Here is a 20,936-nt window from a genome sequence, read left to right as displayed (position 1 = left end):
TATTCGAGCTCTTATTGCTGCGAATACTACGGTCGCGCGGACTACAATGAGTCCCAATAACGGGTCTTGTTTTGTATCTCCGCCTGATACCCTACCGGCGAAAGGAGACAACGTGGCGAACAGACCAAATCAAAAGCTCAGGCTTCTGTTCCTGCTTAAAACCTTGATGGAAAAGACCGACAGCACGCACGGGCTCACAACGCAGCAGATCATCGAGGAGCTCGCCTATCACGACCTCGAAGCCGAACGCAAGGCCATCTATCGCGACCTGCAAACGCTTCGCGACTTTGGGCTCAACATCAACCAGCGCGGTGGCAGGGAATGGGCCCTGGCTTCGCGCCCGCTCGACCTGCAAGAGCTCATCATGCTTGTTGACGCCGTGCAGAGTTCGCCGTTTTTGACCGATGAGTTGACTGACCACCTCATCGGCAAGCTGCAGAGCCTCGCCAGCCTGGGCGAACGCGAGTTGATGCACAAGCGCGTCGACGTGCCTTCGCGCGTGAAGATGCAAAACTCCGATGCCCTGCTCAACATCGACTTGATTCAGCAGGCTATGCGCGAAAAACGCAAGATCCGCTTCCATTACTTCCACTACGACGCCGCCAAGCAAAAGGCCCTTAATCATGACGGAAAGACCTACGAGCTCACGCCTGTACGCCTTATCTACTCCGACGAACTCTATTACATGATCGGGTTTCGAGATAAATGGGCTAATGCCGGCTCGGGTCATCAGCCGTTCACGCCCTACCGCGTCGACCGCATGCTCGATGTTGCGGTGTCCGAGGAGCCCGCGACCAAGGATCCGCGTATCGCGGGCTATGTGCTCGAAGATCACGTTTCGCCGTCGTTTGGCGTTTACGCGGCCGACAAGACCACCGTCGTGCTGGAACTCGATGACCGCGCAATGAACCCGCTCATCGACAAGTTCGGGCTCGACGCCGTTGTGTTTGAGAACCAGGATGGGCGCTTGCTGGCGACCGTCAAAGCCCCGCTGTCTCCGCAGTTCTTTGGCTGGCTGCTGCAACTCAGCACGTTCATTAAGATCGTTCAACCTCAAAGTGCCATCGATACGTATCTTGACTATCTCGATAGCACGCGTGCGCTCTACCAGAAAGACAGGTAATACTGCCATGAACATGACCCCCAACTTTAACGTATCGTTCGAGCGCCTGAATCCCGAACAGCGCGAGGCCGTCGAATGCCTAGATGGTCCGTTGCTCGTCATTGCCGGCCCCGGCACCGGCAAGACGCAGCTGCTGAGCCTGCGCGCGGCGAACATCTTGGCCAAACGCGACGCCGCCCCTAGCAACATCCTCTGCCTCACCTATACCGAGGCGGGCGCGGAGGCCATGCGCAAGCGCCTGATTGAGCTCATCGGCCGCGACGCCTACGGCATCGAAGTCAGTACGTTCCACGGATTTGCAAGCAGCATCAGGTCGCGCTATCCCGAGTACTTCATGCGCCCTTCGACCGACACGCTTGTTACCAGCCTGCACCAGCAAGAAGTTTTTGATCGGCTGCTCAAATCGCTGCCCTTTGGTTCTCCGCTAGGCGGAGGGTCACCCGATATGCCTGCACAAAACATCGGTAAGATGATCGGCTTTGTCTCCAAAATCAAACGCAGTGGCCTGGACTACGACACGCTGAGCGCCATCGCGCAGCAGAATATCGACGCCGCTACCTGGCTCACCGAACATTCCGAGCTGCTTTCGCTCGCCTGCGAAAGGGCAAGCGCCGTGTTGGCCGAACGCTTTGAGGAAGAGGTCGAGCGTGTCTGCGCCATGGCACCCACATCGCTCACCCGCCCGATTGACTGTCCCGCCGGCACGTACGTGCCGTACATTCTTGAGTTGCGCGACACCGTTCGCCGCACCGAGCTCATCGATGAGAAGGGCAAATCCTCGGGATACACCAAGGTGCGCGATGCCTTCTTTGGAGGCAGCAACTCTCAGGGGCGCACGTTTAAGATTGTGGAGCAGAGCGAGCGACTCAAGACCGCTTGCGACGTCGCGCGTCGCTACCAGAGCGAGCTCGACCAACACCATCTCTACGATTACGACGACATGATCGGCGACTTCGTTAACGCCGTCGAGCACAACGACGCGTTGCGCCAAGTGCTCCAGGACACCTATACCTATATCCAAGTTGACGAGTTCCAGGACACCAATGGTGCCCAGATGCGCATCATCGAGCTGCTCTGCGACGGCGTTGATGCGCCCAATATCATGGCCGTTGGCGATGACGATCAAGCCATCATGCGTTTTCAGGGCGCCACGATCGAATGCGCCAACCAGTTTGCGGCCGAGTTCTCGCCCCGGAGCATCGTGCTCAAGACCAACTACCGCTCCACGCCCGCCATCGTTGAGCTTGGTCAAGCTATCGCACGGCAAATTGAATATCGCCTCGACGCCAGCTCGAACAAATCAATCGTGGCGTTTAGGCCCCAAGGTGACCAGGTCAACTTTAGTGAGAACGTCTTCAGCGGCAAAGCCGAAGAATACGCCGCTGTCGCTGCGAGCATTAAGCAGCGGCTTGAGTCCGGCTACCTCAATGACTGCGAAGATCCCAATGAAGGAATTGCAGTCATCTCTGCCAAACACGCCGCACTGCGTTCGCTTATCCCCTTCCTCGTTAAGGAGAACGTGCCGTTTTCCTATCGTGAACGGCAAAATCTCTTTGCCTCCGAGCGCATGCAGACGACGCTGGCGCTGCTGCGCTGCGTTGCCGCGCTTACTCGCGGGAAGAAGGAGCTCGCCAGCAGCTATCTTCCGCAGATCATCTGTGCCACCGAGCTGGGCGGCGACCATCCATCGTCCGTGACGTTTGCGCTCAGCGCCAAGCGAGACCAGCATGGCGACTGGATGGCCGCCATGCGCGAGAGCAATATCGCCCGCGTCAAAGAGCTGCACGACGACCTTATGCAGTGGGCGGCCGAAGCCGGCGCCTCCCCGGTCAGAGCGTTGCTCTTTAAGATTGTCGAACGCAGCCTTGGCTATTATCAGGATCATAAAAAACAGGATCCGCTGGGTGCCGCCGAATTCAATGCCGGCATCCGCGCCCTACTCGCCTTTGCCGAAGGTGAAATGGGAGACGCGCGCCGTATGGGACGCGCGCTTCGCCTGCCCGATATTGTCGACAAGCTCGATGCCGCTCATAAGTTTGGCGTGAGTATCGACGCATCGATCAACCTCGGCGCGCCGGGAGCTGTTCGCCTCACCAGCGCCCATAGCTCTAAGGGCCTGGAGTTCGACTGCGTCTACCTGCTCGATGCCGACGACTCCACTTGGCACAAAGGCGCCGGCGGCATGAGTTTGTACCCATCCAACCTGCTGATTCGTGATGAAAAGGACAACGACGACGCGCGTCGCCTGCTGTTTGTCGCCATCACGCGCGCTAAGCGACACCTCGAGCTGTACCGCGCCGGCGGGTTGGCTTTGCAGGAGCTCACGGGGCTTATCGACTCTTGCGAAGTTTCTGCTGAGACAGACCAGCTCAGCGTTGCAATCGAAACCGAGTGGCGCGACAGCTACGTGTTTGATACGCCCGAGCTCCGCGCGCTTTTGGAACCTCATACCGACGTGAAGTTTCTTTCTGCCACAGCGCTCAACAACTTTGTGACGTACGAGCCTGGATGCGCAAATAGCCAGCACTTCCCTGAGAAGCAGATTGTGCGCCTGCCCACGGCGCCCACGATCCAAACCGAATTCGGCACCATCGTTCACGCGATGTTCGAGGAGATCGTTAATAGAATGGCAGCCGATGGCGAGGCGGCGATTGAGACAATTGAGGCCGAGTATCGCCAGCAGATTTCGTGGCTCGATTTTGCCCCCGAGGACGTCCATCGCTATTCGGAGCGCTTCGAACGCATTTGTCGTGCATTCGTCCCCTGGCTTGTCGAGCATGTGCATGGCTATCGCTGCGTCACAGAGGCGAATATGCAGTGCCTGACCACCGAAGGAACTCCGCTCTTTGGTTTTCTCGACCTGCTCCTCGTTGACGATGCAGCTAAAACGGTAAAGATCGTTGACTACAAGACTGGCTTTGGCAAAGAAGTCCCTGCAGGCTACCATCGTCAGCTCAAGTTCTACAAACTGCTGGTCGAAGCGTCACCCGAGTTTTATGGCTACACCGTCACTTCCATGGGCGACTACTATGTAGAACCCGACAAGACAACGGGCGAGCTCCGCCCGCCGTTCGCGACAACCGCCAACGCCGACGACATTGCCGAGCTCGAACAACTCATCGATGCCGTATGGTCGCGCATTGAACACGGCGCTTGGGATACCAGCGCTTTTGAGCAGAGCGATGCCCATGAGCTTGCCATCGAGGAGCAGAAGGGCTGCCGCAAAAAAGCCGACAAAACCGAGGTCATGCAGCGCGCCTACGAGCACTGGCTAGTCGAGAACCCCGGAATGTGACAAAGTGGCGGTCCCTTTGTCACATTATTCGATGATGGTGCGGGAGTTTTGCTTGCGCATGGTGGCAAGCATGTGTTTGGGGACGGCATGGGCCATACAACTGCCGATGGTCGCGCTCGCGGCGGCCTTGGCGGCATCGCTGCCGTTTTTGGTCGCGTAACTGTGGCGGAAACGCTTGAGCATGGCGATGTCGTTGCCGCCGTCGCCGTAGACCGCGACCTCATCCTCGGCAATACCGTAGTAGCCCGCCAGCCAAGCCACGCTCTCACCCTTGTTGCACGCCACGTCCGTGATCTCGAACATCACCGGATCGAACGGCGCGTTGACCACGCGGTCCGAGCGCTCGGCCAAATATGCCTTAAGGTCGCGCTCCAGCTCGGGCGAGGTCACGCGACAATTGATCTTGCATACGTCATGGCGCAGGATGTCACCGATCGACTGGTCGAAATATTGCTCCTCGTGATACCCCCCCACGTGCACGCATGCCGCGCATCACGATGCGCTTGATAGGACTGTCCTTTTTAAAGCCCGCCTGGTGCATCTCGAACGATCCGCTCGAGAACATGCCATCGGGCGTGGAGCAGTCGAAGCAAATGTCCGGGAACGCCTTGAGCAGCTCCTCGGTAACCTGCGGGTCGATGGTCCAGGTCTTGAGCACCTCGCCATGGCTGTTGCGCACGATGGATCCGTTGGAGCAGCAGGCGTCGAGTGCCAGACCTGTAAAGCCATGCTCGCCAATCGGCAGCGTCGAGCGCCCGGTTGCGGGAACCACATGCAGGCCAGCCTCGGTCAGCTCGCGAATGGCACGGCGAATGGTCCCGTCTGCCTCGTGCAGGGCATTCAACAGCGTTCCGTCTAAGTCACTCGCAAACATCTTGATCATGAGCATGCCTCTCCTTCGTCTGCACGATATTGTAGACGAGAACGGGCGCGCCCCAAGAGAGGCACGCCCGTCAGGCGAAAGATTGTCCTACACCGCGGCGGGGCCGTGTTCGCCGGTGCGGATGCGGATAACTTCCTCGACCGGCTCGACCCAAATCTTGCCGTCGCCGACGGCGCCGGTGCGGGCGGCGTTGCAGATGATGTCGACAATGCCGTCAACATGCTCATCGGCGCAGACGAGGGTGAACTGCACCTTAGGGATCGTGTTGACAAGCAACTCGTTGCCGCGCACGTATTCCTTCCAGCCATGTTGCGCACCGCAGCCCTGCACCTGGTTAATAGTCATGCCACGAACATCAGCAGCAAACAGCGCGTCCTTAAGAACCTCAAGCTTTTCCTGACGCACGATAGCCGTGATCTTTTTCATAATGAATTCCTCTCAATAAAAGAAATGAATTGCCATTCAACGACGCGGGTTTTCGAGGTGCCCGAGATTGCCCCGAAAGAGGAGCGCCGCGTACTTCGGTACGCAAGCGACGGTTTGAGGGGTAAGGTCAGGTGCCTGGGAAAGCCGTGCTGCTAATCGAGCCCAGAGAACGAAGGATAAGCGCTCTCGCCGTGCTGACTCGCATCCAGGCCCAGCGCCTCGTCCGCCTCGTCCACGCGCAGGCTACCGTGGAACAGCGCCTTGACCACCGCAGCGATCACCAAATCGAACACCAGTACAATAGCGACCGTCACCACAATACCCAAGATCTGCGAGATGAGCAGCGACACGTCGCCCGTGTAGAACAGGCCGCCCTTACCGGTCCACGAGAGCTCCGGCACGCAGAACAGGCCCGTGAGCACGCCGCCCAAGATGCCGCCGATGCCGTGGCAGCCAAACGCGTCGAGCGCATCGTCGTAGCCAATCTTGGTCTTAAGATGGCTGATAGCCAGGTAGCAGACAGGTGATACGATCAGGCCCATGACCAGCGCTGCCCACGGCTCGACAAAGCCCGCACCCGGCGTGACCACCACAAGGCCCGCAACCAGACCGGTGCTGGCACCCACCAGCGTGGGGCGACCGGTATGCACGCGCTCGACGACAAGCCACGAGACCATGCCCGCCGCGCTGGCCGTCACGGTGTTGAGGATGGCGAGCGCGGCCACAGCGTCGGCCTTAAACTCGCTGCCGCCGTTAAAGCCAAACCAGCCAAACCAAAGCAGGCCGGCGCCCAGCGCCACAAACGGCACGTTATGCGGGCGGTAGCTCACCATGCCAAAGCCGCGACGACGGCCAAGCATTAAACAGAGAATCAGGCCCGTCAGACCGGACGAGATGTGCACCACGTCGCCGCCCGCAAAGTCGAGCGCGCCGATGATGTCGCCGATAAAGGAACCCTCACCGCCCCAGACCATGTGAGCGAGCGGCGCATAGACCACGAGCAGCCAAATGCCCAGGAAGGCCGTCATGGCACCAAACTTAATGCGGCCGGCCAGGCTGCCCGTGACGATAGCAGCCGTGATCATGGCAAATGCCATTTGGAAGGCGATGTTGATGATTTGAGGGTAGACGGCACCGTCCGCAGCATTGCCCTCGGCCGCCTGCAGCACCTGGTTGAGCACCGGCAAGCACAGCAGCTGGTCAAGGCCTCCAATAAACGGGCTGGAACCATCGCCACCGTAGGCCAGCGACCAGCCGGCGACAATCCACAGCACACCAACCAGGCCAATGGCGCCAAAACACATGAGCATGGTGTTGATGACATTTTTGCGCCTGGACAGGCCGCCATAGAAAAACGCCAGACCCGGTGTCATTAAAAACACGAGCATGGTGCAGATGAGCATAAACGTTGTCGATCCCGTATCGTACATTCGCTCCCCTTTGGTCGCATGAACGTTGTCGGCGCCCATAATGCGGCCGAGGGGCAACTGGTGTAGACCAGATACGGCGTTGTTAAACGCTGCGTTGTCGAATGGAAACGGTGCCGCAATCTTGGAAACGGCGCGGCAACGGAAGCGAAACGAACGGGAAATACGCGAGCAAGGGAGCCGTGTGCGCGCCCATCCCGGCTAGCGCCGAAACAGCTCGTGGGCGCGGTCGCGGAGATTAGTTGCTCGAATGACACCCTCGTAGCGATTGATACGCAAGCGCGGGAAAGCATTGAAGAAGCGCAGGTCGCGACGGCTGAGCGACACACTCGGCACCGGACGGCTCATGCGCTTGCCGGCAAGGCGACGACTGAGCGACGGACGCGGCATGCTCGGCGCGGCATCGGCCACGCGGCGGGCGGCAAGCGCCAGGCCGCGAGCACCATCCGAGATAAACGTCGGCATCGAAGCCTTCTCACGAAGGGCATCGAGCGCCGCGTCGCCCAGCTCGGCCAGCCACGCGTTAACGGCGCGGCTACGGATATGCGTCTGCGCTACCGAGTCAATCGTCGAATCGGGAATACGTTCGAGCATGGAGTCCGAGGCATCGGCAAGCGACTCATTGATGCGGTCGGCAAGGTCGGCGCGCACACGCTCCAGCTGATCGGACAGACGCTGCCAGCTCGCCAACGAGCACACCGCATCAACCATCATCGCGACCGCGACGATAAAGGCGGACAGCCGCACAATCAGCACCGGCAGATGGCCAAGCAGCCCCAGCAATGCCGGCTCCACTAAACGACAAATGCACAACGCGCCCAGGCCAAACGCGCAGGCCCAGTACAGGCAGATACGTCCGTGCAAGTTAAACGGCAGGTGCGAGTAGTCCCAAAAGCGTGCGCCTGTTGTCTTTTCCAATAGAAGGCCCACACTGTACTCGATTACGCTGCACACAAGCGCCGCGGCGACAAATTGGCTCGAGGCATCCGGAATCCCGCGCAGCAAAAGCCAGCAGGCTATGCCGCCCACACCATAGATAGGGCAACACGGCCCCAGCAAGAATCCGCTGTTGGCAAAGCGTCCTTGGTTGAGCATGGCGCAGACTGTCGACTCCCATGCCCAACCGCAAAACCCGTAAAAGGCAAACGAGAGCACCAGTGCCGAGAGCGGACAGGCGGCAAGCGTCGCGCCGTCAAATGCCATGTCGATCGCGGTCCCCACCGTCTACCCTCTCCTCTTTTCGCTCGATTCTTCACTCACGCCATCGTCTGCCTCGTCCTTGCGCGGCAGACGGCCGGCGACCGTCTCACGCAGAGCACACCATTTATCCGCCAGGCACACAATCCATGCCTCACGACACGTCGGCGGCACCGGCACCAGCGGAAACATATGCCGCACGATAATATTCCGCTCGCGCGACGTCAGCTCAAAATCTTCCTCCGCACGGGCTAGGGCAAAAAACGGATGCCGAAAGCCATGCAGCCGATGGCTCGGATCGGGATCGTGCCAATCGTAGAGAAAGTAATCGTGCAGCAGGGCTCCGCGCAGCAACGAGGCGCGGTCGACCGAGATACCGACACGGCCCAAGCGCTCGGCAAAGGACAGGCTCGCCCGCGCTACCGAAGTCACATGTGCATAGACCGTCACATCGCCATGCTGGATAAACTCGCGCGTCAGGTCCAAGCGGCCCGCCTGCGCCAGTTGACGGGCGGCATAGTCGACCTCGTGCGCGATTTTCTCGGCACGAACGACATCGGACATGCTGCCTCCTTCCAGCGACTCACGGCGACAAGCCACAGCCTGCACGCATTGAATAAATCATCATCGAATCTATCAGTATGGCATCGGACAAAACGTTTTGCCCCACCAGTTGGCGAATTACCGCGCCGCCGTCACATATCAAACGCCAAAATGTGCGAGACTGTTTTGTGCAATTGTGCCGGCCGAGGGAGCGCCGGCGCTCGATTCGCATGGAGTAACCCACAACGATGCTGCTTACGCAAACGACAACGCCCGAGGACGTCAAGGCTCTCGACCGCGCCGAGCTTCCGCTGCTCTGCGGCGAGATCCGCCAGGCAATCCTCGAAAGCTCCGCCGCCGTCGGTGGGCACGTTGCCCCCAACCTGGGCGTCGTTGAGCTTACGGTTGCGCTTCATCGCGTGTTTAACTCCCCCATCGACAAGATTGTCTTTGACGTTTCGCACCAGACCTACGCCCACAAGGCGCTGACGGGGCGCGCGTACACCTATATCGATCCGGAGCGTTATGGTGAGGCTTCTGGCTTTGCCAATCCCGACGAGTCCGAGCACGACCTGTTTGCCATGGGCCATACCTCCACGTCGGTGAGCCTGGGCTGCGGCCTTGCGCACGCTCGTGACCTGGCGGGCGACACGTATAACGTCATTACCGTTATTGGCGACGGCTCGCTTTCGGGCGGCCTGGCGTTTGAGGGCCTCAACAATGCCGCCGAGCTCGACAGCAACTTGGTCATCATCGTCAACGATAACGACCAGTCCATCGCCGAAAACCATGGCGGCCTGTATCGCAATCTGGCCGAGCTGCGCGCCAGCAACGGCGCCTGTGAGCGCAACGTTTTCCGCGCGATGGGGCTCGACTACCGCTATCTGGACGCCGGTAACGATGTGTTAGCCCTCGTCGACGCGCTGCAGGAACTACGCAATATCGATCATCCCATCGTGCTGCACGTCTCCACCGCCAAGGGCAAGGGCTTTGAGCCGGCCCAGAGCGACCCCGAGCGCTGGCACCATGTGGGTCCGTTTGACATGGCAACCGGGCGCAAGCTCTGCCCGGGCCATCCGAGCGAGCCTGCGCCGCGCACCTATGCCGACATTACGGGCGAGGCACTCAGCGCCGCCATCGAGCGCGATCCGCGGGTCGTGGGCATCACGGCCGCCACGCCCTACATCATGGGCTTTACACCCGAGCTTCGCGCCGCGGCCGGCAAACAGTTCGTCGATGTGGGCATTGCCGAGGAGCACGCCGTGACCTTTGCCACCGCGCTTGCGCGCTCGGGCGCCAAGCCAGTCTTTGGTGTGTACGGCACGTTTTTGCAGCGCGCCTACGACGAGCTGTGGCACGACCTGTGCCTCAACGACACCCCCGCAACCATCCTGGTGTTTGGCGCGTCAATCTTTGGCACCACATCCGAGACGCACCTCTCGTTCTTTGATATATCCATGCTGGGCGGACTTCCCAACATGCGCTATCTGGCACCGGCCTGCATGGAGGAATACCTGTCCATGCTGAGCTGGTCGCTCGACCACCGCGAGCATCCCGTGGCGATCCGCGTTCCGGGCATTGGCCTGGTTAGCCGCCCCGATTTGGCGCCCGCCGAGGACACCGACTACAGCGCCGTTCGCTACGACGTGGTGCGTCAGGGCCGCGACGTTGCCGTGCTCGCGCTTGGCGATTTCTTTGAGCTGGGCGAGCGCGTGACAAACCGCTTGGCTGCCGAATACGGCATAGAGGCCACGCTCGTCAACCCGCGCTTTGCAACCGAGCTTGACCGCGAGTCTCTCGATGGCCTTGCCGCCGAGCATCGCGTTGTCGTCACCCTCGAGGACGGCATCTTGGACGGTGGCTGGGGCGAGCGCGTCGCGTGCTACTTGTCCTGCACGCCCGTGCGCACGCGCACCTTTGGCATCGCCAAGGGCTTTCCCGACCGCTACGACCCCAACGAGTTGCTTGCTCAGAACGGCATAACGGTCGAGAACATGGCCGCCGAAGCAGTACGCCTGCTGAACGAGTAGAAAAACCTCCGCAAGGGAAGCACCCCTGCGGAGGTTTTTATTTTCCCAACTCAATTGTCTCGATCTGTAACACCTAGAGGGCAAATCCTCGCCCAATTTGTTACAGATCTAGACAAACCGTCTTTGCCCCTGTTGTTTGTCTCAATCTGTAACAGATAGAGACCTTTTGTCCGTCCAGATGTTACAGATCGAGACACTCAAGTCCCCCTAAAGAGAAAATCTCAATCTGTAACAGTTACTCGGCAAAAATGGCTGCAGATGTTACAGATCGAGACAAAACAGCGAGGCAAGCCGCCACATCTGCAAGAACTACCACAAAGGTGCCCGTCCCCTTTGTGGTAGTTTTAAGTCATGGTCGGCGCGAAAAACGAATAGCCGTTCATACGCGATCTCCTTACTTATATATGTCGCGTTGCCGCCATTATAGCGACCGCCGCGAGCGACCATGCCGTCTGCAAAACGCTATCTCAGCTGCAATAACTGACGTTTGCCCAGATAAAACCTGCCAAAATAAACCTGTCCCTTTTTGGTAGGTAGAATTACCCATAAGGTAAGTATGTTTCTGAGTTATTTCGTGTTGACCCATTTGAGCGCGATAGGGTATAACTCTATTCAACCGCTAGGGATTTTATTGAGAAAGGTGTTCTACCATGAGCAAGAACCTCTCCCAGCAGGTCGTTTTCGACCGTCGCGGCTTCATCGCCGCCACCTTTGCAACCGTCGCCGGCCTTGGTCTTGCCGGCTGCTCCGACACCAGCGCCGAGGCCGACAAGGGTTCCGCCGCCGGCTCCTCCAAGAGCCCCGAGGACACCGAGGCTTCCACCACGCTCGATGCCAAGGCATTCGACAAGCTCATCGACAACGGCCCCAAGGCCGATGATGACGCCATCGCCGCCAGCACCTGGGCCACGGCCGTCAAGGACGCCGGCGTCTTTAAGATCGGTGGCGTTCAGACCTCCACGCTCTTCTCCCTCCTCAACGAGAAGGACGGCAAGACCCGTGGCTTCGACGCCGGCATCGCGCAGCTCCTGTCCAACTACATTCTGGGCGAGAACAAGGTCGAGATCACCCAGGTGACCTCGGACACGCGTGAGTCCGTCCTGCAGAACGGCCAGGTCGACGCCGTCTTTGCCACCTACACCATTACCGATGAGCGCAAGAAGCTTGTCTCCTTTGCCGGCCCCTACTACTACACCCAGCAGGCCATCCTGGTGCTCGCCGACAACGACGACATCAAGAGCGTCGACGACCTGGCCGACAAGAACGTCGCCGTCCAGTCCGGCTCCAACGGCCCCGCCATCCTGGAGGAGTTCGCCCCCAAGGCCAGCCAGCAGGAGTTCAAGACCGACGAGGAGGCCCGTCAGGCACTTCAGCAGGGCCGCGTTGACGCCTACGTCATCGACAACAACATGCAGCAGAGCGCCCTGGTCCGCGAGCCCGGTAAGTACAAGATCGCCGGCAAGCCCTTCGGCAGCAAAGAGCCCTACGGCATCGGCCTGCCGCTCGATTCCGACGGCGTCGCCTTTGTCAACGACTTCCTTAAGAAGATCGAGGACGATGGCACCTGGACCGAGCTGTGGCAGATCTGCATCGGCGATCGCACGGGCGACACCAACGTTCCCGAGCTGCCCGAGATCGGCGCCTAGACAGCGAGCCCAGTAACGGCCGCTACGAAACCATACGGAAACGCACGATGCGCTTTATTGCGCTAAACTGTTTCCACACTGAGTTGTCGGGGCTTCCGTACACACGGGAGCCCCTTTCCTTATCGGCGGGAGGTCCGCATGAGTCTCTCCGAGCTCTGGTCGCTCTATGGCCAGAACTATATCGACGCGCTGCTAGCAACCTGGGGCATGACGCTTGAGTCGTTTGCTATCGCCATGGTGCTGGCCGTCGCCGTCACCGTGATGCGCGTGTCGCCGCTCAAGCCGCTGCGCATTTTTGGCGACCTGTATGTTCAGGTCTTCCGTAACATCCCCGGCATCGCGCTGCTTATCATCGTCGTCTATGCGCTGCCGCCGCTCAAGGTCGTCCTGCCCTACCGCACCTGCGTTATCGTCGCCACGGTCCTTTTGGGCTCGGCCTTTGGCTCCGAGAACTTTATGAGCGGCATCAACACCGTCGGCGTCGGCCAGGTGGAAGCCGCGCGCTCGCTCGGCATGAGCTTCAGCCGTATCCTCGCCAAGATCGTGATTCCGCAGGCGCTGCGCTCGAGCGTGCTGCCCATGACCAACCTCTTTATCGCCGTCATGCTCACCACCGCACTCGGCAGCCAGGTACCGCTTCAACCGCAGGAGCTCACCGGCGTGGTGAGCTACATCAACACGCGCTCGCTCGGCGGCGTCGCCGCGTTCTTTATCTCGGCGCTCGGCTACCTGGGCACGGCCTTTGTGGTGAGCCACATTGGCAACTACATCGATAAGAAGGTGAGGATCCTCCGATGAGCAAGCATTCCACCTCCGCGCTCACCATGCGCGATGCGCTCTACGAGGCCCCCGGCCCCAAGATGCGCGCCAAGATTCGCATCGGCACCGCTATCTCGCTTGTTGCCGTCGCCGCGCTCGCCGTCCTCGTGTTGCAGCGCTTTTATGTGACCGGTCAGCTTTCGGTCCACTATTGGTATTTCTTTACGCACCTCACCACCTGGAAGTTCCTGCTTGCCGGCTTTGAGGGCACCGTTAAAGTCGCACTCACCGCTGGCGCCATCGCGCTGGTGTTGGGCCTAGCCCTTATGCTCGGCCGCACCAGCGACATTAAGCCGCTGCAGCTGGTCTGCCGCGTGCTCACCGATTTCTTCCGCGGCGTACCGAGCCTGCTGTTCATCTACTTCTTCTTTTTGGTGCTGCCTCAGTACAAAATTGCGCTGCCGTCGTTTTGGATGCTCACGCTCCCCGTCGCGCTCGCTGCAGCCGGCGTGCTGGCCGAGATCTTTCGCGCGGGCGTCAACGCCGTGCCGCGCGGGCAGGTCGAGGCAGCCCAAGCGCTCGGTCTCTCCAAAGCTAAAATCACCTTTAAAATCGTGCTGCCGCAGGCGATTCGGTTTATCATTCCGTCGTTGATTTCGCAGCTTGTGGTCGTAGTCAAAGACACCACCGTCGCCTACGTGGTGAGCTACCCCGACCTCATGCAAAATGCCCGCGTGCTCATTACCAACTACGACGCCCTCGTGTCGGTCTACCTGGTAATCGCGGTCATCTACATCCTCATCAACGTCGCGATCAACAAGGCCGCTGTCTACGTTTCGCACAAGACCGGCGCGACCATCATCCGCTAACGCTTTACCATTTCCAGTCATAAGGAGCCGAGCACCATGGCACAGAGCACCTCTTCCACCGGCAATCAGCCGCTGATCGAGCTCAAGCACGTCGATAAGCACTATGGCGATCTGCACGTCCTCAACGACATCAATCTCTCGGTCGACCGCGGCGAGGTCGTCGTCGTGATCGGCCCCTCGGGCTCGGGCAAGTCGACCATGTGCCGAACCATCAACCGCTTGGAAACCATCGACTCGGGCGAGATCCTCATCGAGGGCGAGCCTCTGCCGCAGGAAGGCAAGGACCTTGCCCGTATGCGTGCCGAGCTGGGCATGGTGTTTCAGCAGTTCAACCTGTTCGCACATATGACCGTGCTGCAGAACGTCATGCTGGGACCGGTCGACGTGCTGGGCGTCTCCAAGGACGAGGCTCGCGAGCGCGCCATGGACCTGCTGGGCCGCGTGGGCGTTGCCGAACAGGCCGATAAGGTGCCCGCACAGCTCTCGGGCGGCCAGCAGCAGCGCGTAGCCATCGCCCGCTCGCTTGCCATGCAACCCAAGGCCATGCTTTTTGATGAGCCCACGAGCGCCCTTGACCCCGAGATGATCAACGAGGTGCTCGAGGTCATGGTCCGTCTGGCCCAGCAGGGCATGACGATGATCGTCATTACGCACGAGATGAACTTTGCCCGCCGCGTGGCCGACCGCGTCGTGTTTATGGCCGACGGCCAAATCGTGGAAACCGGCACGCCCGACGAGTTCTTCGACCACCCCCAGACCAAGCGCGCCCAGGACTTCCTCAACTCCATCAAGGGCCACTAACCAGCAACCCCGTGGGACAAATCCATTGAAAGTGTTGTCCCACGTCTCTCATGCGCCCTGTCACCTTCAGATTCGAAAGCAGCATCCATGATCGGAACACGTACTTCCTCGTCCTATACCCCGCACGTCGACGTTGCCCCCTCCGACCGTCCGCTCATCCTGGTGGCGCCGCGTTGGGAAGAGGCAAAGCCGTTTTTGAGCGAGACACTCTCCCCCAACGAGGAAATCGCCAGTGTTTTTGTCGATGCCATCCTTGCCGCCGGCGGCCTGCCGCTGCAGATGTCCATCACCGAGGACATTGAGGTCATCCGTCATTACGTCGATATCGCCGACGGCATCGCTATTCCCGGCGGCCCCGATGTCAATCCCAAACGTTGGGGCGATGATCGACCCTACGACCCCACCCTCTGCTGCGAGATCCGCGATAGCTTTGAGTTTAAGCTGGTCGACGAGGTGCTCCGCGCCAAAAAGCCGCTCTTTACCACCTGCCGCGGCACGCAGCTGCTCAACGTCGCCACTGGCGGCACCCTGTGCATGGACGTACCGAGCCTGGGCGCGCGCGAGGGCCGCACGCAGTGGCGCCATACCCACGTGCTCAACGACCCCGTGCATCCCGTCGAGGTCGTGCCGGGCTCGCTTCTGGAGCGCGCGGTTGGCGGGCACAGGCTGATCCAGACCAACTCCGCACACCACTGCTGCGTCGAGCGTCTGGGTAAGAGCACGCGCTTGGTCGCCAAGGCAACCGACGGCGTTCCCGAGTGCATCGAGGTCGAAGGCCAGCCTTTCTGCCTGGGTGTGCAATGGCATCCCGAGTACACCTGGCAGACGCTCGAGACCGACTTTAACCTGTGGAAGTCGTTTGTCGAGGCGGCGGCCAAGGTAAAGCAGGCCCGCTAGTTCGCGAACCGCACAACAGATAAGGACGCCCCGCCGGCCACATGGTCCGACGGGGCGCCCCTTTGCCTAGCTTAAACCGAAGGGAACGCGACAACGTCCGCAGGGCGCTCCAGCGTCTCGGCAATGCGATCGCGCACTTCGAGCAGACACTCGATAAGCAGCGGATTGAAAGCGCCGCACTCACCGTCCAGAATCATCCGAATCGCCTCTTCTTGCGAAATGGCGTCCTTGTACACACGCACGCTCGTCAACGCATCGTACACATCGGCCACCGAGACCACCTGAGCGGCAATGGGGATATCGTCGCCCTTAAGACCGTCAGGATAGCCCGTACCATCCCAACGTTCATGATGCCAGCGGGCGATTTGGTACGCATAGTCCAAAAGGGCACTTCCTTCATGGTTTCTGCCCAGATTGCGCAGCATGTCGGCGCCAATGGTAGTATGCGTCTTCATTATTTCAAACTCTTCGGGCGTCAGACGTCCGGGCTTGTTGAGAATCGCATCGTCGATCGACATCTTGCCGATATCGTGCAGCGCCGACGCCAACGCAATCGAAGAACGCTCCTCGTTGCCAAGAGAGTACTTGTCGCTCCGTCGCGCCAAGTCGCCAAGCAGCAGCTCAGTCAACTTCTCGATATGCGTGACATGCCTGCCGCTTTCGCCATTACGGACTTCCATGACGCTCGCCATGATGTCGACGAGTATACGGCTGTTATTGACGCGCGCATTGTACTGCTGCGACAGCAGACTCATCAGACGACGCTGTTTGGCATACAGTCGAATAATATTGTTGACGCGACGACGCACAATGCGGTCATCGAACGGGCGACTGATATAGTCCGAGGCGCCCAAATCGTAAGCACGTAACACCACGTCGTCGGTGTCTTCGCTCGAGATCACAATAACAGGTAGGCTATCGAGGGCTGCCTGACGCGAAAGCTCGGCCAGCACCTCACAGCCGCTCATGTCCGACATGACAATATCGAGCAGCACGAGGGACAGGTCGCCACCATAACGGTCAACCGCATCGAGCGTGGCGCGACCGCTATCGGCTTCTAGAATGCGATAGTCGTCCTTGAGCATCTCACCGAGGATGGACCGGCTCACTTTGGAATCGTCGGCAATCAGCACCAGGGGCTTTTGGCTTTGGAAGGCCTCGATGGAATCGGCATCGGTCACGACCGTACCGGCTTTTGTCTTAGCGTGGCTCAGTAACTGGACAGCGCGGCCAACGCCCTCATCGACCGTCTCGCCATGAATGCGAACGCCACCAACACATGCCGTCAAGCTCACGTACTCATGGCCCGGAATAATCGTGGCATGAACGGCATCGGATACCTGATGCAGGCGACGGGTGAAGTCATCGGAGGGAATATTGGGCATGACGACCACAAACTTGTCGCAGCCATAGCGCACAAGCTCGTCAGTCGAACGAATTCCGCTGCGTATGGCTGTCGCCACAGCACCGAGCGCAAGGTCGCCGGCATGACGGCCACACGTATCATTGACGACCCTAAAATCATCAAGGTCGATCACCGCAACGCCGGCATTCATGCGGGCGTTGCGGAGCTTTTCCTCGTAATATCGGCGATTGCGCACACTCGTCAGCACGTCGGTGTAGGCAAGGTCCTCTTCTGTGGCCTCTTGCTCATCAATCGGACGCACCATCAGCAGGACGCGAGGCTCGCCCTCGACCTTTAGAGGGCGCAGACGGGCGCGGTACTCAACACCATCGTTGAGCAGTTGCTCCGATACCTCATCGGAGTCTTCCAAGGCCTCAAGACTCGACTGACGCAGACAAGGGCAGCGGTCGCCGGCGAGTAGGCAGTTAGGCTCGCTCTTAATCTGTTCGGCAGAAAGCAGGCGCACCACGGGGTAGGTCTTCGCGACGCGGGCGACCTCAGCGGCAGCCTCCTCGTCGGTTAGATTGGCCTCGTGACTATTGAGCATATGGGGCCCTTTCGATAGTTTCGCATGGTAGCGATGGGTTCCAATTGTTACAAGGGTAACACCTTGCCGATGCAGGTAAGCACGTGAATGCTGTTACATTTTTATGAGTTGGCAGGCGACGCGATTGAAGCCGCAGACGTGAGGTTTTGAGCACATTTGTTAACACGGCCGAAACGTTTGCGGGTGAAGGCTGTTTCGGCTATTGCAAGCGCTAGAGCCCCAGGATGCCACGAACAGTCTGGGCAGCCGCTGCCGGGCGATCGCGCAGGCCGTTGTGCGCGCCGGGAACCATTACGAGTGGACAGTCCAAAAGCTCAGCCGCCATCCTCGTGCCCGCCTCGCGGGGCGTGCCAATCGAGAGTTCACCCAAGAGCACGGCGGCCACCGTTTTCGACGCGCGAACGCTATCCCAATCGGGAACGCAGGTCATAGTAATCCCGTATTCGTTTGCCATGAAACTGCGGCCGTTGCGCAGGGCATGCTTGGCTTCTGCCTCGGTTAACTTGGGGGCCTCAGGGTCCGAATCGCCGATGGCGCCAAGGAAGGCCCGTAACGCCCTGGAGACCTTTCCCGCAGCGATCATCTCGAGCAAAACCGGGGCCGCGCCCAGGCCGGCGCCCTCATCCGTCACGGCAGGTTCATGCAGAATCGCACGCGAGATTATGGCGGGGTTTGCACGGAGAAGCTCCAGGGCCACCAGCGTACCGGCACTGTGCGCGAGGACATTTGCCGGGGCGCCGGCATGTTGGATAACAGCTCGCAGGTCGGCAGCCTGAACTGCCAGATCGTAGCGTCCGTCTGCCGCATCGTCGCTCTCGCCGCAACCACGACGGTCATAGGCAATGAGGCGATAGTCACGGGTGAGCTCGTGGGCGATGCCGTCAAAAAATGTGCCGTCGACGCACGCACCGTGCACGCACACCAAGGCGGGCGCATCGGACGATACATCCGGGCCGGCATACTCGCGGCAGGCAATCGTGGTGCCCGCATTTTCGACCGTAAAATCCATGTTGTGATCCTATCGTCAACGCCATCAGGCCGCACCGAGGTGCGACTTGGATAGTCTGGCGCCATGTTGCGCATACTTAAGTGCGTTTACTGTACCCGACTCGCACCCTTTCATGATAGGGTTCCGAAAACTCACCAGACTGCACAGTTTCGGCTTAGACAACAGTGTCCAGACCCGCGATTGGCACGGGGGCCAATGCTATGCTTAAGTGCAACTGTCCCGAGGAGCATATGCCTATGTCTACGTTTTTGAATGCCAGCCCCATCTTTGGGCCCGTCCGCAGCCGACGCCTTGGACTCTCGCTCGGCGTCAACATGATGCCTGCCAGCGGCAAGATTTGCACCTTTGACTGCATTTACTGCGAAAACGGACTCAACGCCGAACGCCCCTGCCACGAGCCACACAACACGGCTGCCGTGGTGCTCGACGCACTCGAAGCCAAACTACGCGAGATGACGGTCGAGGGTGAGCTGCCCGATGTAATCACGTTTGCCGGCAACGGCGAGCCCACCGCCGCACCGGAGTTCCCGCAGGCTATTGCCGGCGCTGTCGCGCTTCGCGACCAGTTGGCCCCGAACACCAAGATTGCCGTGCTTTCCAACGGCACGCGCGCCGACCGTCCCCAGGTGCATGATGCGCTCATGATGGTCGACGACAACATCCTCAAGCTCGATACGGTCGATCCGGCATTTATCCAGCTGCTCGACCAGCCCGTTGGTCCCTACGACGTCGAGCACCAGATCGAGACGTTCGCGAGCTTTGACGGTCACGTTATCATTCAGACGATCTTTTTGACCGGTGAGTATCAGGGCAAGCCCATCGACAACACCGGCGAGGAGTACGTTGCCCCCTGGCTCGCGGCGCTTGAGCGCATTCGTCCGCAGGAGGCGACCATCTACACGGTGGCGCGCGAGACACCAGTCGCCGGCCTTGCTAAAGCGGCTCCCGAGGCGCTCGACGCGATTGCCACACGCGTGCGCGCCCTCGGCATCCCCTGCCAGGTGAGTTACTAGCACCCGTCTGCCCAAGAGCAGCTAATTTGGGACGGGGCTTTTTTGACTGCTTTTGGGAGCGATATGGGCGGCGCAAGGCCGCGCGGACAAAAGCAGTCAAAAAAGCCCCGTCCCAAATTAGCTGCTCTGCGGGTGGGCTATACTAGCTGCGAATGAAAGGAAGTTAGCCATGTTTGACAATGGACCCGTGCCTGGCCGCAACGACGCTTGCTGGTGCGGCAGCGGCAAAAAATACAAGAAATGTCACAGCTCCTTTGATGAGCGCCTCGAGCGCCTGTGGGAAGAGGGCTGGAACGTCCTGCCCCGCACGCTCTATAAGACGCCTGCCGATATCGAGGGCATCAAGCGCTCGGCCGCCATCAACGTGGGCGTGCTCGATTATGTGGGTGAGCATATCGCCGCGGGCATGACCACCAACCAGATCGACCAGATGATCTACGACTACACCGTCGAGCATAGTGGAACGCCGGCCGACCTCAACTACGAGGGCTACCCCAAGAGCGTGTGTACCTCGATCAATGACGTAGTCTGCCACGGCATTCCCTGCGATACGGACGTACTGCACGAGGGCGACATCATCAACGTGGACTGCTCAACGATCTTAGACGGCTATTTTAGCGACTCGAGCCGCATGTTCTGCATCGGCAAGGTCTCGGCCGAGCGCCAGCGCTTGGTCGACGTCACCCGCGCCAGCGTGGAGGCGGGTCTGGCAGCCGTCAAGCCATGGCTGCCGCTCTCCGTGATGGCCGAGGCCGTACAAAAGACGGTCGAGGACGCCGGCTTTAGCGTGGTGCGCGAGTACGGTGGCCACGGCATTGGCAAGGAGTTCCACGAGGACCCGTTTGTGGGCTTTACCACCGAGGCGCCCGACGTGGACACTATCATGGTTCCGGGCATGGTCTTTACTATCGAGCCCATGGTCAACGCCGGAGCACCCGACATTAAGATTAGCAAGGGCGATGGGTGGTGCGTGCGCACCAAGGACGGCAGCGACTCGGCCCAGTGCGAGGTACAGCTCGTGGTGACCGAGGACGGCTACGAGCTGCTGAGCTGGTAGCCGTAGATG

18 protein-coding genes are annotated in these 20,936 nt (G+C 59.8%); 10 read left to right on the top strand and 8 right to left on the bottom strand.

The genetic code is table 11. The features are described 5' to 3' along the window. Nucleotides 1–112 precede the first annotated feature (112 nt). Complete coding sequence (locus ACTQ0H_RS00760; protein ID WP_441547684.1) at nucleotides 113–1,123, top strand: helix-turn-helix transcriptional regulator; 1,011 nt, start codon at nucleotides 113–115, stop codon at nucleotides 1,121–1,123. 7 nt (nucleotides 1,124–1,130) lie between these two features. Continuing rightward, entirely contained in the window at nucleotides 1,131–4,418 is a 3,288-nt protein-coding gene (locus ACTQ0H_RS00755; protein WP_441547683.1) for an ATP-dependent helicase, read from the top strand. A 24-nt stretch (nucleotides 4,419–4,442) separates the two neighbouring features. Here ACTQ0H_RS00755 and ACTQ0H_RS00750 read toward each other — a convergent pair whose 3' ends face one another. The 6 genes from ACTQ0H_RS00750 to ACTQ0H_RS00725 form a co-directional block, all read right to left on the bottom strand. Continuing rightward, on the bottom strand, nucleotides 4,443–4,892 hold the full coding sequence (locus ACTQ0H_RS00750) for an HAD hydrolase family protein (protein WP_441547682.1): 450 nt from the start codon (nucleotides 4,890–4,892) through the stop codon (nucleotides 4,443–4,445). Then, nucleotides 4,846–5,301: an HAD family hydrolase gene (locus ACTQ0H_RS00745; RefSeq protein ID WP_441547681.1), complete on the bottom strand. Its 456-nt coding sequence runs from the start codon at nucleotides 5,299–5,301 to the stop codon at nucleotides 4,846–4,848. Before ACTQ0H_RS00745 ends, ACTQ0H_RS00750 begins: the two co-directional genes overlap by 47 nt. A gap of 87 nt (nucleotides 5,302–5,388) precedes the next feature. Continuing rightward, nucleotides 5,389–5,727 carry a P-II family nitrogen regulator gene (locus tag ACTQ0H_RS00740; protein WP_441547680.1) on the bottom strand — a complete coding sequence of 113 codons (339 nt, stop codon included), beginning with the start codon at nucleotides 5,725–5,727 and terminating at the stop codon, nucleotides 5,389–5,391. A 152-nt stretch (nucleotides 5,728–5,879) separates the two neighbouring features. Continuing rightward, nucleotides 5,880–7,157, bottom strand: coding sequence for an ammonium transporter (locus ACTQ0H_RS00735; protein WP_441063671.1), 1,278 nt, complete (start codon nucleotides 7,155–7,157; stop codon nucleotides 5,880–5,882). A 198-nt stretch (nucleotides 7,158–7,355) separates the two neighbouring features. Then, the gene (locus tag ACTQ0H_RS00730; RefSeq protein WP_441063672.1) at nucleotides 7,356–8,375 is read right to left on the bottom strand and encodes a putative ABC transporter permease; all 1,020 of its coding nucleotides are present in this window, start codon (nucleotides 8,373–8,375) and stop codon (nucleotides 7,356–7,358) included. A gap of 3 nt (nucleotides 8,376–8,378) precedes the next feature. Further along, on the bottom strand, nucleotides 8,379–8,915 hold the full coding sequence (locus ACTQ0H_RS00725) for an HD domain-containing protein (protein WP_441063673.1): 537 nt from the start codon (nucleotides 8,913–8,915) through the stop codon (nucleotides 8,379–8,381). A 227-nt stretch (nucleotides 8,916–9,142) separates the two neighbouring features. On the opposite strand from ACTQ0H_RS00725, the gene ACTQ0H_RS00720 reads away from it, so the two are divergent. The 6 genes from ACTQ0H_RS00720 (at nucleotide 9,143) to ACTQ0H_RS00695 (ending at nucleotide 15,896) form a co-directional block, all read left to right on the top strand. After that, on the top strand, nucleotides 9,143–10,924 hold the full coding sequence (locus ACTQ0H_RS00720; RefSeq protein ID WP_441063675.1) for a 1-deoxy-D-xylulose-5-phosphate synthase: 1,782 nt from the start codon (nucleotides 9,143–9,145) through the stop codon (nucleotides 10,922–10,924). A gap of 650 nt (nucleotides 10,925–11,574) precedes the next feature. Further along, nucleotides 11,575–12,570, top strand: a complete 996-nt coding sequence (locus tag ACTQ0H_RS00715) for a glutamate ABC transporter substrate-binding protein (protein WP_441032898.1) — start codon at nucleotides 11,575–11,577, stop codon at nucleotides 12,568–12,570. A gap of 138 nt (nucleotides 12,571–12,708) precedes the next feature. Next, entirely contained in the window at nucleotides 12,709–13,368 is a 660-nt protein-coding gene (locus ACTQ0H_RS00710) for an amino acid ABC transporter permease (protein ID WP_154514877.1), read from the top strand. Then, entirely contained in the window at nucleotides 13,365–14,198 is an 834-nt protein-coding gene (locus ACTQ0H_RS00705) for an amino acid ABC transporter permease (RefSeq protein WP_373094275.1), read from the top strand. Before ACTQ0H_RS00710 ends, ACTQ0H_RS00705 begins: the two co-directional genes overlap by 4 nt. Nucleotides 14,199–14,234: 36 nt before the next feature. Continuing rightward, nucleotides 14,235–14,999 (top strand): amino acid ABC transporter ATP-binding protein, encoded by a 765-nt coding sequence (locus ACTQ0H_RS00700; RefSeq protein ID WP_117840240.1) that lies wholly within the window; start codon nucleotides 14,235–14,237, stop codon nucleotides 14,997–14,999. 87 nt (nucleotides 15,000–15,086) lie between these two features. Then, nucleotides 15,087–15,896, top strand: a complete 810-nt coding sequence (locus ACTQ0H_RS00695; protein WP_427793644.1) for a gamma-glutamyl-gamma-aminobutyrate hydrolase family protein — start codon at nucleotides 15,087–15,089, stop codon at nucleotides 15,894–15,896. Between the two features lie 71 nt (nucleotides 15,897–15,967). Here ACTQ0H_RS00695 and ACTQ0H_RS00690 read toward each other — a convergent pair whose 3' ends face one another. Continuing rightward, the gene (locus tag ACTQ0H_RS00690) at nucleotides 15,968–17,848 is read right to left on the bottom strand and encodes a diguanylate cyclase (protein WP_441063676.1); all 1,881 of its coding nucleotides are present in this window, start codon (nucleotides 17,846–17,848) and stop codon (nucleotides 15,968–15,970) included. A gap of 211 nt (nucleotides 17,849–18,059) precedes the next feature. Continuing rightward, nucleotides 18,060–18,857: an alpha/beta fold hydrolase gene (locus ACTQ0H_RS00685; protein ID WP_441063677.1), complete on the bottom strand. Its 798-nt coding sequence runs from the start codon at nucleotides 18,855–18,857 to the stop codon at nucleotides 18,060–18,062. Between the two features lie 236 nt (nucleotides 18,858–19,093). Here ACTQ0H_RS00685 and ACTQ0H_RS00680 point away from each other — a divergent pair, with 236 nt between their 5' ends. Both ACTQ0H_RS00680 and map read left to right on the top strand, forming a co-directional pair. Beyond that, nucleotides 19,094–19,870 (top strand): radical SAM protein, encoded by a 777-nt coding sequence (locus ACTQ0H_RS00680; RefSeq protein ID WP_441063678.1) that lies wholly within the window; start codon nucleotides 19,094–19,096, stop codon nucleotides 19,868–19,870. Nucleotides 19,871–20,039: 169 nt separating this feature from the next. Continuing rightward, on the top strand, nucleotides 20,040–20,927 hold the full coding sequence (gene map, locus ACTQ0H_RS00675) for a type I methionyl aminopeptidase (protein ID WP_441063021.1): 888 nt from the start codon (nucleotides 20,040–20,042) through the stop codon (nucleotides 20,925–20,927). Nucleotides 20,928–20,936 lie beyond the last annotated feature (9 nt).

Origin of the sequence: Collinsella sp. LCP21S3_A3 (assembly GCF_052118905.1) — a bacterium.
Lineage (GTDB): Bacteria > Actinomycetota > Coriobacteriia > Coriobacteriales > Coriobacteriaceae > Collinsella.
This window is presented reverse-complemented; position numbering and strand designations above follow the sequence as displayed.

Bases quoted from the DNA above. Each gene is read 5' to 3' on its own strand.
- ACTQ0H_RS00755 (WP_441547683.1), top strand. From the start codon at position 1,131: ATGAACATGACCCCCAACTTTAACGTATCGTTCGAGCGCCTGAATCCC.
- ACTQ0H_RS00745 (WP_441547681.1), bottom strand. From the start codon at position 5,301: ATGATCAAGATGTTTGCGAGTGACTTAGACGGAACGCTGTTGAATGCC.
- ACTQ0H_RS00740 (WP_441547680.1), bottom strand. From the start codon at position 5,727: ATGAAAAAGATCACGGCTATCGTGCGTCAGGAAAAGCTTGAGGTTCTT.
- ACTQ0H_RS00735 (WP_441063671.1), bottom strand. From the start codon at position 7,157: ATGTACGATACGGGATCGACAACGTTTATGCTCATCTGCACCATGCTC.
- ACTQ0H_RS00725 (WP_441063673.1), bottom strand. From the start codon at position 8,915: ATGTCCGATGTCGTTCGTGCCGAGAAAATCGCGCACGAGGTCGACTAT.
- ACTQ0H_RS00720 (WP_441063675.1), top strand. From the start codon at position 9,143: ATGCTGCTTACGCAAACGACAACGCCCGAGGACGTCAAGGCTCTCGAC.
- ACTQ0H_RS00715 (WP_441032898.1), top strand. From the start codon at position 11,575: ATGAGCAAGAACCTCTCCCAGCAGGTCGTTTTCGACCGTCGCGGCTTC.
- ACTQ0H_RS00710 (WP_154514877.1), top strand. From the start codon at position 12,709: ATGAGTCTCTCCGAGCTCTGGTCGCTCTATGGCCAGAACTATATCGAC.
- ACTQ0H_RS00705 (WP_373094275.1), top strand. From the start codon at position 13,365: ATGAGCAAGCATTCCACCTCCGCGCTCACCATGCGCGATGCGCTCTAC.
- ACTQ0H_RS00700 (WP_117840240.1), top strand. From the start codon at position 14,235: ATGGCACAGAGCACCTCTTCCACCGGCAATCAGCCGCTGATCGAGCTC.
- ACTQ0H_RS00695 (WP_427793644.1), top strand. From the start codon at position 15,087: ATGATCGGAACACGTACTTCCTCGTCCTATACCCCGCACGTCGACGTT.
- ACTQ0H_RS00690 (WP_441063676.1), bottom strand. From the start codon at position 17,848: ATGCTCAATAGTCACGAGGCCAATCTAACCGACGAGGAGGCTGCCGCT.
- ACTQ0H_RS00685 (WP_441063677.1), bottom strand. From the start codon at position 18,857: ATGGATTTTACGGTCGAAAATGCGGGCACCACGATTGCCTGCCGCGAG.
- ACTQ0H_RS00680 (WP_441063678.1), top strand. From the start codon at position 19,094: ATGTCTACGTTTTTGAATGCCAGCCCCATCTTTGGGCCCGTCCGCAGC.
- map (WP_441063021.1), top strand. From the start codon at position 20,040: ATGTTTGACAATGGACCCGTGCCTGGCCGCAACGACGCTTGCTGGTGC.